The sequence below is a fragment of the Rhodocaloribacter sp. genome, assembly GCF_056451265.1.
In genome coordinates this window covers 19,997-32,555 of the sequence record NZ_JBWOPL010000054.1, presented here as the reverse complement: position 1 = coordinate 32,555, position 12,559 = coordinate 19,997, and the positions used below count along the sequence as shown (strand labels likewise).

Sequence of the window (12,559 nt, the reverse complement as noted above, 5' to 3'; positions counted from 1 at the left end):
ATCGCCTCATGGCAACGCCCTAACGTTCCAACGTTCCAACGTTCTAACGCGACAACGCCCCGACGGCCCATGCACGAACGCATCGTCATACTCGATTTCGGCTCGCAGTACACGCAGCTCATCGCCCGGCGCATTCGGGAGGCGGGCGTGTATTCGGAGATTTACCCGTGCACCATGGCGGCGGAGGAGGTGGCGGCGCTGGAGCCAAAGGGGCTCATCCTCTCGGGCGGCCCCTCCTCGGTCTACGACGAGGATGCGCCCGGGCTCGCCCCGGAGCTCCTCGATCTCTACCGGCCCAACGGGTCGCCGATGCCCGTGCTGGGCATCTGCTACGGGCTTCAGGCGATGGCGCGGGTGCTCGGCGGCGAGGTGGAACGAGCCGAGCGGCGCGAGTTCGGGCGGGCGCACCTCGTCGTCGACGACGACGCCGACCTGCTCGCGGGCGTGCCCTCCGGCGCGACGGTGTGGATGAGCCACGGCGACCACCTGACGCGCCTGCCCGAGGGCTTCCGCGTCATCGCTCACACCGACAACGCCCCCATCGCCGCCGTGAAGGCGCTCCACCGGCCCCTCTTCGGCGTGCAGTTTCATCCCGAGGTGGTCCACACCGAGCACGGGCGGCAGATCCTCGAAAACTTCGCCTATCGCGTGTGCGGATGCGCCGGCGACTGGTCGCCCGCGTCCTTCATCGAAGAGAAGGTTCAGGAGATCCGGGTGCAGGTGGGCGACGAGCACGTCATCCTCGGCCTCTCCGGCGGCGTCGACTCGTCGGTGGCGGCGGTGCTGCTCCACGAGGCCCTCGGCGACCGCCTCACGTGTATCTTCGTCAACAACGGGCTGCTCCGGAAAGGCGAGTGGGAGCAGGTGCAGGATACCTTCCGAGACCATTACAACATCCGCCTCAAAGCCGTGGACGCCTCCGACCTCTTCCTCGACCGGCTGGCGGGCGTGACCGACCCCGAGCGGAAGCGCGTCCTCATCGGCAACACGTTCATCGAGGTCTTCGACCGCGCCACGGAGGAGATCGCCGAAGAGCTGGGACGCAAGCCGGCGTATCTGGCGCAGGGGACCCTCTATCCCGACGTGATCGAGAGCGTCTCGTTCAAAGGACCCTCGGCCACCATCAAGACGCACCACAACGTGGGCGGGCTGCCGGAGAAGATGGACCTCGCGGTCATCGAGCCGTTCCGGGAGTTGTTCAAAGACGAGGTGCGCGCCATCGGGCGGCTGCTCGGTGTGCCCGAGACGATCATCGGGCGGCATCCTTTCCCCGGTCCCGGTCTGGCCATCCGCATCCTCGGCCCCGTCACCCGCCTCGACCTCGAGGTTTTGCGCGAAGCCGACGCCATCTTCATCGACGAGCTCAAGAGCCACGGACTCTACGACGACGTGTGGCAGGCCTTCGCCGTGCTCTTGCCCGTCCGCACCGTCGGCGTGATGGGCGACGCGCGCACGTACGAGAACGTTTGCGCCCTCCGCGCCGTTACCAGCGTCGACGGCATGACCGCCGACTGGGCGCAACTGCCGTACGACTTCCTCGCGCGCGTCTCGAGCCGGATCGTGAACGAGGTGCGGGGCATCAACCGGGCGGTCTACGACATCAGTTCGAAGCCGCCCGCGACGATCGAGTGGGAATGAGCGGGTGCTTTCGACGAAACCAACGGACCGGCGTTATGGAGATGCTTGAGCATGGGGTGCGCGCACGGGTCGGCCTGGCGGTCGTCTTCGTGCTCCTGGCCGTCCTCTTCGGCGGCCGCTCCGCGGCGGGGCAGGAGCTTCGCACGCCGCCGCCGCGCATCGAGGCGGCCGAGGAGGTCTTCAGCGAGGGCCTTGAAGCGTTCGAGGCAGGCGACTACGGCCGGGCCTTCCGCCTTTTCCAGGTCGTCATCGACCAGTACCCGTTCAACCGAAAGACGACGGCGGCGTGGCTGATGTCCGGGAAGGCCTTGTATCGGAACGGCGCCTACGAGCGCGCCGCGGCCCTCCTCGAAAGGTTCGTGGAGACGTATCCGGACAGCCGGTACGTGGCGGAGGCCGAGCGCACGCGTCGCTTTGCCCTCGAAGCGCTGGCCGAAGCCCGGCGCGGCGTCATCAACCTGGGCATCGCCCTGCCGCTCGACGCGCAGGATGCGGTGCGCACGCAGGCGCTCTTCAACGGCATCCGGCTGGCGGTGGAGGAACACAACCGCACCGCCGGCGACGCGCCGCTCGTGCGCATGGTGTTTCGCAATACGCACAACGACCGGCGGCAGGCGGCGGAACAGGTGCGGGCGCTGGCGGCGGAAGGAGTGGACGTGATCATCGGCCCGCTGTACAGCGACGAGGCCGTCGCCGCAGCCGCAGCCGCCGAGCGCGCCCGCGTGGCGCTCGTCACCCCGCTGGCCACGGACGAGGCCGTCTCCAACGGACGGCGCTACGCCTTTCAGGCCAATCCCACGATCACCCGGCGCGGGCGCATGATGGCGCGCTTCGCCGTCAACGGCCTGCGCATCCGCGACTTCGGCATCATCGCCGAGCTCAACGACAGCGTGGGCGAGCGCATGGCCGAAGGCTTTCAGGACGAAGCGCTCCGCCTCGGCGCGACGGTGCAGTACTTCGAGCTGCTGCCGGATGCGCGCCACTGGCACCGCCTGCCCGAAGTGATCGGCGTGGACTCGCTGACCTCGGTCGGCGCGCTCTATCTGCCCATCCCGCCCGACGGCGTCGCGCTGGCCGACGGCGTCCTCTCCGGCCTCGAGCAGGCGGGCGTGACCACCCGCGTGCTCGGCGGAAAAACCTGGCACGACCTCCCCATCACCGCGCGCGCGAGCCTCTTTCAGGTGACCTATACGAACGACTTCTTCGTGGACCACGGCCGGAGCGAGGTGCAACGCTTCGAGCGCCGCTACCGCGCGCTGAGCGAAGCGCCCCCGAACCGCCTCGCCTTCACCGGCTACGACGTGGCGCGCTTCCTCATCCGGGAGCGCCTCGCCCACCCCGGCGACGGGTTCGAAAAGACGCTCCGACAGGCCCCGCGCTATGAGGGGCTGGGCATGCGCATACACTTCAACGGAAGCAACGTCAACGAGGCGCTCTTCTACCATCGCTACCGTGACGGCAAGCTCCAGCTCCTGCGCTAACCTCTCGGAACAGCGCCGAGCGCGCTCACGTATGAGGCGTCTCACAGGCCGGTCGCCGCAGGGCCCGGCTTTTTCTTTGTACGATTCCGCACCCCTGCCGCGTTAGGACAAGGTGCGTTTTTATAGAGCTTTCCATGTTGGCCATGTACCCTATGCGTTTGCACCGAATCTCCTCCTTCGCGGCGCTCGCCGCACTCGTGATGCTCAGCGCCTGTTCCGGCTCCGGGCGCGTGCGCTACGACACCCCTCGCGAGGCCGTCGAAAAAGGGATCGCGAGCTATGAGGCGGGGAAATACGACAAGGCCATCCTCTACTTTCAGGGCGCCTTCGACTTCGGGCGCACGCACGAATACGCCGCCGACGCCCAGCTCTACCTCGCCCGCGCCTATCGCGGCAACAGAGACTACCTCCTCGCCGCCAACGAATACACCCGCTTCATCCAGATCTTCCGGAGCGACCCGCGGGTGCCCGAGGCCGAATACGAACTGGCGATGACGTATTATGACCGCTCGCCCGCCTATCAACTCGACCAGACGGACACCGAACGCGCCATCGAACAGTTCCAGCTTTTTCTGAACCGGTATCCGAACCACGAGAAGGCCGCCGACGCCGAAGCGCGCATCCGTGAACTGCGTGAGAAACTGGCCCACAAGCAATACGAGGCGGGCAAGCTCTATGAGCGCCGCGAGCTCTTCGAGGCGGCGGCGTATTCCTTCGAGGCCGCCTTCGACCGCTTCCCCGACACGCAGTGGGCCGACGACGCCCTCGTGGGCGCGATGCGGGCGTACCTCGCCTTCTCCGACCAGAGCATCCGCGCCCGCCAGCGCGAGCGCCTTCAGCCCGCCATCGAGCATTATGAGCGCCTGATCCAGCTCTTCCCCGACAGCCCCCTCCTCAAAGAAGCCGAGGCGCTGTACGAGCAGATCACCGAGCGCATCAAACGGCTCGATGAACTCGAGAGAAGCTAACAACCGGCCCGCGCCCGCTCCACCTTCCCACGGCTCCCCATGCGCGTCGGCATCTTCGGAGGATCGTTCAACCCGCCGCACACGGCGCACCTGATCGTCGCCGAGTGGGTGCGGGATGCGGAAGCCTTCGACCGCGTGCTGTGGATGCCCGCCGCACAGCCGCCCCACAAGCCCGGCGCCGCGCTCGTCTCCGCCGAACACCGTCTCGCCATGACGCGCCTCGCCACGCGAGACCACCCCGCCTTCGCCGTCTCCGACCTCGAGATCCGCCGCGGCGGCGTCTCGTTCACCATCGACACGGTGCAAGCGCTTCAGACGGCCCACCCCGCCGACACGTTCGCGCTCATCCTCGGCGGCGACAGCCTGCGCGACTTCGAGTCCTGGCGCGCGCCCGACGCGATCATCGCCCGCGTGCCGCTCGTCGTGTATGACCGCCCCGGCGCGGACCGCTCCGGCGTGCCGGAGCGCTTCCTCGAACGGACGCGCTTCGTGAAAGCGCCGCTCCTCGAGATCTCGGGCACGACGATCCGCGCGCGCCGCCGGGCGGGCCGCTCCATCCGCTACCTCGTCCCCGACGCCGTGCGGGCATACATCGAGACGCACGGGCTGTATCGGAGCGAATGATGCCGCCGCCCCCCTTCGCGCACACGAGAGACGCCCCATGCGACCCGCCTCCCGCTTCGAAAAAGCCGCACAGCTCGTCTTTGGCCGCCTCGGCTCGAACCTGCCGCCGCCGGTGACGGTGGCCGAGGATGCCGCGCGCGTGGCGGCTTTGCTCGAACGGTGCCCGCTCGGCGGCTTCGCGCTGTTCAACGGCAGCCTGTCCGAGACGCCGGGCACGCTCGCCGCGCTTCAGGCGAAGAGCCGCTTCCCCTTCCTCGTGGCGACCGACATGGAGCGCGGCGTGGGCCAACAGGTGCGCGGCGCGACGGTCTTTCCGCACGCGATGGCCTTCGCCGCCCTCGGCGACGACGCCGAAGCCGCCGTCGAAGCCTCGGCGCGGGTTGCCGCGCGGGAGGCGCTCGCCTGCGGCATCCACATCACCTTCGCGCCCGTCGCCGACGTCAACCGCGACCCGAAGAACCCGATCATCGCCACGCGGGCTTTCGGGACGGAGCCGGCGCGGGCGGCGCGGCTCGTCCGGGCGTACGTGCGGGGCGCGCGCGCCGAAGGGCTCTTCGCCACGGCCAAGCACTTCCCCGGCCACGGCAACACGCGCGTCGACTCGCACGCCGAGCTGCCCGTCGTCCCCGACGACCGCGCCGAGTGGGCGCGCACCGACGCCGTCCCCTTCCGCGCCGCCGTCGCGGAAGGCGTCGATCTCATGATGACGGCGCACGTCGTCTATCCCGCCCTCGACCCGGCCGGCGCGCCCGCCACCGCCTCCCGGCCCATCCTCCACGACCTTTTGCGGGGCGAGCTCGGCTTTCGTGGAACCGTCATCACGGACAGCCTGCTCATGGCCGCCGTCCGCGCCGCGCCGGAAGCGGTGGGCGCGCAGGCCGCCGCCCTCGTCCGCGCCGGCGTCGACGTCCTCCTCGACGTGCCCGACCCCGAGGCCGCCGTCGCCGGGCTCGTCCGCGCCGTCGAAGCCGGCGACCTCTCCGAGACCCGCCTCGACGAAGCCTTCACCCGGGTGTGGCGGCTCAAGGAAACGCTCATGGCCCGGTTCGGCGACGATGTGTTCACGCGCCCGCCCGGGGCCGGGGTGGGCACGAAGGCCCACCGGTCCGTGGCGGACGACGTGGCCGGACGCGCCGTGACGATCTTCGAGGGCCCCCCGGACGCCTGGCCCGACGCGCCCGACGGCGAGGGGATGATGGTGTTCCTCGTCCGGCCCCACACCTCCCACCTCGACCCGCCCGAAGCGCCCCTCGGCGCGATGGTGCGCGCCGCCTTCCCCGCCGCCGGTTATGCCGAGATCGGCCCCGACGCCGGGGAGGCGGAGTTCCGAAGGCGGGCGGCGCAGGCGGAAAAGGCCCGGCACGTCGTCCTCGCGCTCGTCGTCAAGCCCGCGGCGTGGCACGCGTTCGGTCTGACGCCGGCGCAGCATGCCTTCGCCGAGACCCTCACGGCGCGTCGCCCCGTGACGCTTGCCGCCCTCGGCAGCCCCCTCATCCTCGACGCCTTCCCCCGCGCGCCCGTACGGCTGTGCACGTACAGCGACGTCGAGCCGTCCCAGCGCGCCCTCGTCCGCCTCCTCCAGAGACGCATCCACGCGCGGTGACGCCGGGATCCATCGACCCCTTCCGACCATCAAAGACCTCCCGTTTCCCAACCTCCATCCTTTTCGATCCATGGCCCTCACGTATTCCCAGCCCATAGCGCCCGGCATGAAGGCCCCGGCCTTCGATCTGCCCGCCGCCAACCCGCCCGAGGACGACCCGGAACGTCGAACCTATGCGCTCGACGACTTCGCCGACGCCGAAGCGCTCGTGGTGGCGTTCCTGTGCAACCACTGCCCCTACGTCATCCACATCGAGGACGCGCTCATCGACGTGGCCCGGGCCTACCGGCCGAAAGGCGTCGCGTTCGTGGGCATCAGCGCGAACGACGCCCGGGCGTATCCACAGGATTCTTTCGAAAAGATGGCCGAGCGCGCCCGCGACAAGGGATATCCCTTCCCGTATCTCTATGACGAGAGCCAGGAGGTGGCCAAAGCGTACGGCGCGGTGTGCACCCCGGATCTGTATGTCTTCGACCGGGACCGGAAGCTCGTCTATCACGGCCGCTTCGACGCCACGCGCCCGCGCACGGGCCGGACCGCCGACGGCAGCGACCTCCGCCGCGCCCTCGACGAACTCCTCGAAAGCGGCGCGGTCACGATGGAGCAATTCCCGTCGATGGGCTGCAGCATCAAGTGGAAGCGCGCCTTCGCTTGATCCCCGTGCGTTTGGGCCCCCGCCTACCATCCTTGCCCTCTTTCCCTTAGATTCGGGACGCGTCCTGCGGCGGCGCGTTCGTTTTCCTTCGATTTTGGAGTGGCTCTCATGGACTGGATCGTCCTTCTCCCGCCCATCGTGGCGATTGTGCTGGCCCTTCGGACGAAGGAAGTGTACCTCTCGCTTTTCACCGGCATCTGGCTGGGGACGACCATCCTGGCGGGCGGCAACCCCATCCTCGGGTTGCGGGAGCTGGCCGATCAGACGGTGGCCGTCTTCACCGATCCGGGCAACACGCGCATCATCCTCTTCAGCCTGCTCGTCGGCGGGCTGATGGCGCTCGTGCAGGCCTCGGGGGGCGTGAAAGGCTTCGTCCGGTGGGCGCAGGGACGCGGGTGGGCCACCACGCGGAAGGGCGCGGAGTTGCTGGCGTGGGTCGTCGGCATGATCGTCTTCATCGAGTCGAGCATCACGTGCCTGGTCGTCGGCGCGGTCAGCCGACCGTTCTTCGACGAGCTTCGCCTGCCCCGTGAGAAGCTCGCCTACTATTGCGACGCCACGAGCGCGCCCGTGTGCATGATGATCCCGCTCAACGGATGGGGCGCCTACGTGCTCGGGTTGCTCGCCGCGCAGGGCGTCACCACCGGCGCCGTGGGGCTGCTGGCGGGCGCGCTCGCGTTCAACTTTTACGCGATCCTCGCCATTGCCTTCGCGCTGGCGCTGGCGCTCACGGGCCGGGGCTTCGGGCCCATGAAGCGCGCCGAAGAGCGGGCCGCCACGGGCGCGCTCCTCCGCCCCGGCGCCACGCCGATGATCGCCGAGGAGATCGTCGAGATGGAGCCGGTGCCGGGCTCGAAAGAGCAGGCGCGCGACCTCCTCATCCCGCTCGCGGTCATGGTGGCGATGATCTTCGCCGGGCTGTACATCACGGGCGAGGGCGACTTCATGCAAGGCAGCGGCTCGACGTCGGTGCTGTGGGCGGTGGGCACGGCCATCGGCGTGGCGATGATCCTGTACGCTTTGCCGCTGGGTCGAAAGCCGCTGATGTCACTTCGCGCATCGATGGCGCTCGTCGTCAGGGGCTCCTCCGGCATGGTGGGGGTGGTGTTGCTGGTGGTGTTCGCCTTCGCGCTCGGGCAGGTGTCTCGGGCGCTCGAGATGGGGCCGTACATCGTGGGATTGATCGGGAGCGGGGGGCCGTCGTGGTGGCTGCCCGGGCTGGTTTTCCTCGTGGGTTGCTTCGTCTCCTTCACGCTCGGCTCGTCGTGGACGGCCTTCGCCATTCTGATGCCCATCGCGCTTCCGCTGGCCGAAGGGCTTGGCCTCTCGCAGCCGCTGATGCTCGGCGCGCTGCTCTCGGGCGGCGTCTTCGGCGATCATGCCTCGCCGCTCTCCGACACCTCGATCATCGCCTCGATGGCCGCCGCCAGCGACCACGTCGATCACATCAACACCCAGTTGCCCTACACGTTGCTCGTGGCCGGCGTCTCGTTTGTGCTCTTCATCGTGGCGGGCATCCTCCTGTGAGCGCCGCCTCCGCCGGAGAAAAACCTATGTTTGACGACCGCGCGTTCCGTACCTGGCCGCTCATCTTCGCCGGCGCGCTGATGTTCGCCGCGCTCTTCGGCTTCGCGGCGGTGCTCGCGGACCTCCTCTTCGACGGCGTTCTTCACGTAACCCCCCACACCGCCGCCTTCGCGTTGCTTGCCTTCGCCGGATACGTCGGCGTGGCGGCGATCATCCGGCGACTGGGCCCTCCGAAGACGTGATGCACACCACCAAACGAAAGCCTCCGCCCCGGCAGGGACGGAGGCTTTCTCCGCACGTCAGCTAACTTATCCGCCTGCCAAGCAAAGGAACGATCGACTCGTTTGGATATTTCAGGCGTTCCATCCAAACGTACACAAGCATCGGGCCAATTCGCGCCGAGTGTGACGGAACCGTCATTTTCCCGACAAAATCCAGTATTTTGAGGTCAGCCTGAGCTACGCTGTTCCAATTCGTCTATATTTGGGACCAAACGTGCGAAGCTCGACCTCCGTGACGACCGGCCACATGCCCGCGAGAGCGGGCTTTCGGCGTCGGAGAAGCCGACGCCCGCGCAAGACCAACGGCGTCGAAGGCTCCGGGAGGCATGACCCTTTCAGGCGGTCGGCGACCCCTCAAGCACACCTTCGGAGAGGTCGCCGGCCGCGCCGGGCAATCTCAAAAGGGGATCGTCCTTTTATCTCGATATGAGGAGCGAAGTCCCGGCCCGGGTCGATCAATATTGCTTTTATTGACTCATAATCGATGTTTTCGCGGCGTGTCCCGCCTGCGAACCAAAGGCGGCATACCGTTTGTTTATGCCCCTGAAGCACCTATTTTATCCTCATGATATGCCTTCAGAATGGAACTCACCTCGACGCCAGTGACGACTTTCGCCCCTAAAATACTCTCGGGTATCGATGTCATCGACAAGGAATGGGGCGGCCTGTATCGGGGCGGTTCGTACCTCGTCTACGGGCGCGCCGCCAGCGGTCGCGGTCTGCTCACGCTGATGTTCCTCCAGACGGGCGCCCTGCTCGGCGAATCCTGTCTCATCATTTCGCCCGAGCGCCCGAAGGACCTGATGATTCAGGCGGCCTCCATCGGCTTCGACCTTCAAAAAGCGCATCGCGAGGGCGCGGTCCGCATGATGCGGATCCCCCCGCTGTTCACCCTCCAGAGCGTGGGGGACGACAGCGTGGCGCAGGCGCTCCATGACCTCGTCTCAATCATTCGCCGCCACCAGCCCAAACGTCTGGTGGTGAACGACTTCACGCCGTTCGTGCTGTTCCGGTCCTTCGACCGGCTGCGGGCCGAGTTCATCCAGATGCTCGAACAGATCGACCCGCTCGACACGACGATGATGCTGGCCATCGCCGAGCCGGCCAGCCGTCGTTCGGAGGAGGTGGTCGATTTCATGAAGAGCCAGCTCACGGCTTCCATCCACCTCGAGATGGTGCCCAACGGCGACTTATCCACGAAGCGCCGCCTGACGCTGATCCCGCACATCGGGCATCTGAAGCGAAAGGTCGTGGACAACTGGGACCTCGAGTCGCTCGTGGCTTCGAGTGAGGCGCTGGCCTCCTCGCTGCGGATGCTCCCGGCGCAGGAGCCTCCGCAGACCGCCCCACCGCCGACGCCGCCCGCCCCGGCAACCCCCGAACCCGAACCGGAGCAACCCGCCTCGCCGGTGTCCCGCGCCACCGACATCGTCGAGCACCTCGACATCTTCGTCACGCCGCCGCCGAGCGCGCAGGAAGCCACGCCCCCGCCCGCCCCGGCAACCCCCGAACCCGAACCGGAGCCGCCGCAGACCTTGACCGACCGCGCCGCCTTCCGGGACCTTCTCCAACAGCATTTCCTCGAACGCGACCTCAACGACACGCCGTTTCTGTTGCTGGCCATGCGCATGGACCGGACCAACCAGAAGACCGTGCGCCCGTTCGAGTTCGAGTTCATCCTCGATCTGGTGAGCGAGTCGCTCCGGGAACAGGATGCCATGCTTGCGGACATGGAGCAGGAGCGCCTCGTGGTGCTCCTGGCAAACAGCCGTCCCGAGGAAGCACAGAATTTCTTCTCCCAACTCAAGAACCGGTTGCGCCAGGATACGCCGCAACAGGCCGACCATCTCTTGCATTCGGTCTCGGCCATCGTGGTGCCGGACGGCCGCCCGTTCCAGACCGCCGAAGAGTTCCTCTCGTACGCCCTCGACGAAGTGTGAAGGCCCGCGCAGGTTTGCGTCCGCCCCCCGGGTCATACCCGTGAGGCGCCGGACCCGGAGAAGGCGCGGCGGCGTCTCAAAATGGACCGTCCGTTGCCCTTTTCGTCTCCTGACGAGAAGCAACAGCCGTTTTTCGGCCTCTAACGCCCCCCTGCGAAAGTGGGCACGCGGCTTGCCTTCCACTCCGGTTCGATGTTCTCTCTATCCCGCATGCTCGCCATGGAACCCGTTCCCCTCTTTTTCACCGTCGTGCTCGCCTGCACGTTCACCTCGCTGCTCATGGCCGCGGCGGCGTACCTCGTCCATCGCATCCGGACGCGCCGCACGACCGAGGTCCCTCCCCGCGAAGCCGAAATCGCCCCGTCGGCCCCGACGCCCGCAACGCCGCGCGAGCGAACGCCCGTCATGACCGCACCGCCCGTGCCCGCACAGATGTTCACGCCGCCGAAGGAGATGCCGAAAACCGAAGCCGCGCCGGCATCCGAAGCCGCGCCGGCGTCCGAAACGAAAGACGAAACGAAGACGGAGCGCCCCGAACGAGGAACGGAGTCCAAAACGCCCGAACCAGAGACGATGACCGAAACGGTGGAAGTTGCGGAGGAGGAGACCGCAACGGAAACAAAGGAGGTCGAGACCATAGAAGCCGAGACCATAGAAGCCGAGACGATGGAGACCGAGACGATGGAGACCGAGACGATGGAAGCCGAGACGATGGAAGCCGAGGAAGCGAAAAAGCGGGCGCAGGCGCTCCCGGAGCCATTCTTCCGGGAATACGTGGGACCGGGGCAACTCGTCCCCGTCCGGATCTCGCGGCGTTCGGAGGAGGAGAACGATGACGCGTTCATCTGGCTTTAGAGCACCTAACAAAACCTCAATTCGGGTTGCGCGTGGCTGCGCCGCTCCGTCGCGGCGTTCCGCTGCATCGCCGTATCGCTGCGGATACGTCTGCTTCGCGCGCCTTGCGACGAAACGGCTCGCTCACGCTCACTTTCCAAAGCAGGGTTTTGTCAGGCACTCTTAGCCGTCCTCCCGCGCCGCCGCTTTAGCGAAAGGGCCTCTCCCGCCCGAGCGCGGCCATGAGGTCGTCCACGCCGACGGGACCGCCGCGATAGAGGAAAGGCTCTCCGTACGTCGCGCCGACCTGATAGCCGTACGTCCGCGCCCGCGCCTCGATCCACCGGAAAAAGTCGGGGTTCGAGACATAGGTCTCCGGCTCGTCCTTTTCCGGCACGTAGTCCGGGTTGAAGAACTGTGAGCGGAACGCCCGAATCGCCTCGATGCGCTGGGCCCACGTCTCCGTCACGTCCACGACGAACGTTGGCGTGAAGGGCACGGCCTGCATGTAGTGCAGGATGTGGTGGGGCCGCCACGGCTCCTGTTCCGCGCCGTCGTCCTCTCGCGTGACCACCTTCCGCAGCCCCGCATAAAAGGCGGCATCGGTGGCGAGCTTCGCCGCGGCGCAATGGTCGGGATGGCGACATTCGGGCGCGTTGACGAGGAGGACGTGCGGGCGGTGCCGGCGAATCATCCGGATGACCTTCTCCCGGTTCTCCTTCGTCTGGGCGATGTCGCCGTCGGGAAGGCCGAGGTTCTCGCGCGCGGTCAGGCCGAGGACGGCGGCGGCTTCGGCGGCTTCCTCCAGGCGCTGCTCCGGCGTGCCCCGCGAGCCGAGTTCGCCCCGCGTGAAGTCGACGATGCCGACGGCATAGCCCTGCCGCACCAGCAGGCAGACCGTGCCGCCCGCGCACAGCTCGACGTCATCCGGATGCGCGGCGAGGGCGAGCACGTCGAGTCGAGGGTGGATCATCGTTTCGGGGAGGGTTTGCACGAAAGAAGCGGCGG

11 protein-coding genes are annotated in these 12,559 nt (G+C 67.6%); 10 read left to right on the top strand and 1 reads right to left on the bottom strand.

Annotated features, from left to right (window positions below; genetic code table 11):
* The first annotated feature begins 69 nt into the window (after positions 1 to 69).
* The 10 genes from guaA (at position 70) to AC1HIY_RS10145 (ending at position 11,572) form a co-directional block, all read left to right on the top strand.
* Positions 70 to 1,638, top strand: a complete 1,569-nt coding sequence (guaA, locus tag AC1HIY_RS10190; protein ID WP_479576626.1) for a glutamine-hydrolyzing GMP synthase — start codon at positions 70 to 72, stop codon at positions 1,636 to 1,638.
* Positions 1,639 to 1,673: 35 nt separating this feature from the next.
* Positions 1,674 to 3,119 carry an ABC transporter substrate-binding protein gene (locus AC1HIY_RS10185; protein ID WP_479576625.1) on the top strand — a complete coding sequence of 482 codons (1,446 nt, stop codon included), beginning with the start codon at positions 1,674 to 1,676 and terminating at the stop codon, positions 3,117 to 3,119.
* A 158-nt stretch (positions 3,120 to 3,277) separates the two neighbouring features.
* Positions 3,278 to 4,087 carry an outer membrane protein assembly factor BamD gene (locus AC1HIY_RS10180; RefSeq protein WP_479576624.1) on the top strand — a complete coding sequence of 270 codons (810 nt, stop codon included), beginning with the start codon at positions 3,278 to 3,280 and terminating at the stop codon, positions 4,085 to 4,087.
* Between the two features lie 39 nt (positions 4,088 to 4,126).
* Entirely contained in the window at positions 4,127 to 4,711 is a 585-nt protein-coding gene (nadD, locus tag AC1HIY_RS10175) for a nicotinate (nicotinamide) nucleotide adenylyltransferase (RefSeq protein WP_479576623.1), read from the top strand.
* 37 nt (positions 4,712 to 4,748) lie between these two features.
* The gene (locus AC1HIY_RS10170) at positions 4,749 to 6,314 is read left to right on the top strand and encodes a glycoside hydrolase family 3 protein (protein ID WP_479576622.1); all 1,566 of its coding nucleotides are present in this window, start codon (positions 4,749 to 4,751) and stop codon (positions 6,312 to 6,314) included.
* A gap of 70 nt (positions 6,315 to 6,384) precedes the next feature.
* Positions 6,385 to 6,969 (top strand): thioredoxin family protein, encoded by a 585-nt coding sequence (locus AC1HIY_RS10165; protein ID WP_479576621.1) that lies wholly within the window; start codon positions 6,385 to 6,387, stop codon positions 6,967 to 6,969.
* A gap of 108 nt (positions 6,970 to 7,077) precedes the next feature.
* Positions 7,078 to 8,496 carry a Na+/H+ antiporter NhaC family protein gene (locus AC1HIY_RS10160; RefSeq protein ID WP_479576620.1) on the top strand — a complete coding sequence of 473 codons (1,419 nt, stop codon included), beginning with the start codon at positions 7,078 to 7,080 and terminating at the stop codon, positions 8,494 to 8,496.
* A 26-nt stretch (positions 8,497 to 8,522) separates the two neighbouring features.
* A complete protein-coding gene (locus AC1HIY_RS10155) occupies positions 8,523 to 8,738 on the top strand; it encodes a hypothetical protein (RefSeq protein ID WP_479576619.1) in 216 nt (71 codons plus the stop codon).
* Positions 8,739 to 9,379: 641 nt separating this feature from the next.
* Entirely contained in the window at positions 9,380 to 10,717 is a 1,338-nt protein-coding gene (locus AC1HIY_RS10150) for an RAD55 family ATPase (protein ID WP_479576618.1), read from the top strand.
* A 219-nt stretch (positions 10,718 to 10,936) separates the two neighbouring features.
* Positions 10,937 to 11,572, top strand: coding sequence for a hypothetical protein (locus tag AC1HIY_RS10145; RefSeq protein ID WP_479576617.1), 636 nt, complete (start codon positions 10,937 to 10,939; stop codon positions 11,570 to 11,572).
* Between the two features lie 187 nt (positions 11,573 to 11,759).
* Here the strand turns inward: AC1HIY_RS10145 and bshB1 are convergent, their stop codons facing one another.
* Entirely contained in the window at positions 11,760 to 12,524 is a 765-nt protein-coding gene (bshB1, locus tag AC1HIY_RS10140) for a bacillithiol biosynthesis deacetylase BshB1 (RefSeq protein ID WP_479576616.1), read from the bottom strand.
* Positions 12,525 to 12,559 lie beyond the last annotated feature (35 nt).

Coding starts and splice junctions, on each gene's coding strand:
- AC1HIY_RS10165 (WP_479576621.1), top strand. CDS start 6,385: ATGGCCCTCACGTATTCCCAGCCCATAGCGCCCGGCATGAAGGCCCCG.
- guaA (WP_479576626.1), top strand. CDS start 70: ATGCACGAACGCATCGTCATACTCGATTTCGGCTCGCAGTACACGCAG.
- bshB1 (WP_479576616.1), bottom strand. CDS start 12,524: ATGATCCACCCTCGACTCGACGTGCTCGCCCTCGCCGCGCATCCGGAT.
- AC1HIY_RS10155 (WP_479576619.1), top strand. CDS start 8,523: ATGTTTGACGACCGCGCGTTCCGTACCTGGCCGCTCATCTTCGCCGGC.
- AC1HIY_RS10170 (WP_479576622.1), top strand. CDS start 4,749: ATGCGACCCGCCTCCCGCTTCGAAAAAGCCGCACAGCTCGTCTTTGGC.
- AC1HIY_RS10160 (WP_479576620.1), top strand. CDS start 7,078: ATGGACTGGATCGTCCTTCTCCCGCCCATCGTGGCGATTGTGCTGGCC.
- nadD (WP_479576623.1), top strand. CDS start 4,127: ATGCGCGTCGGCATCTTCGGAGGATCGTTCAACCCGCCGCACACGGCG.
- AC1HIY_RS10185 (WP_479576625.1), top strand. CDS start 1,674: ATGGAGATGCTTGAGCATGGGGTGCGCGCACGGGTCGGCCTGGCGGTC.
- AC1HIY_RS10145 (WP_479576617.1), top strand. CDS start 10,937: ATGGAACCCGTTCCCCTCTTTTTCACCGTCGTGCTCGCCTGCACGTTC.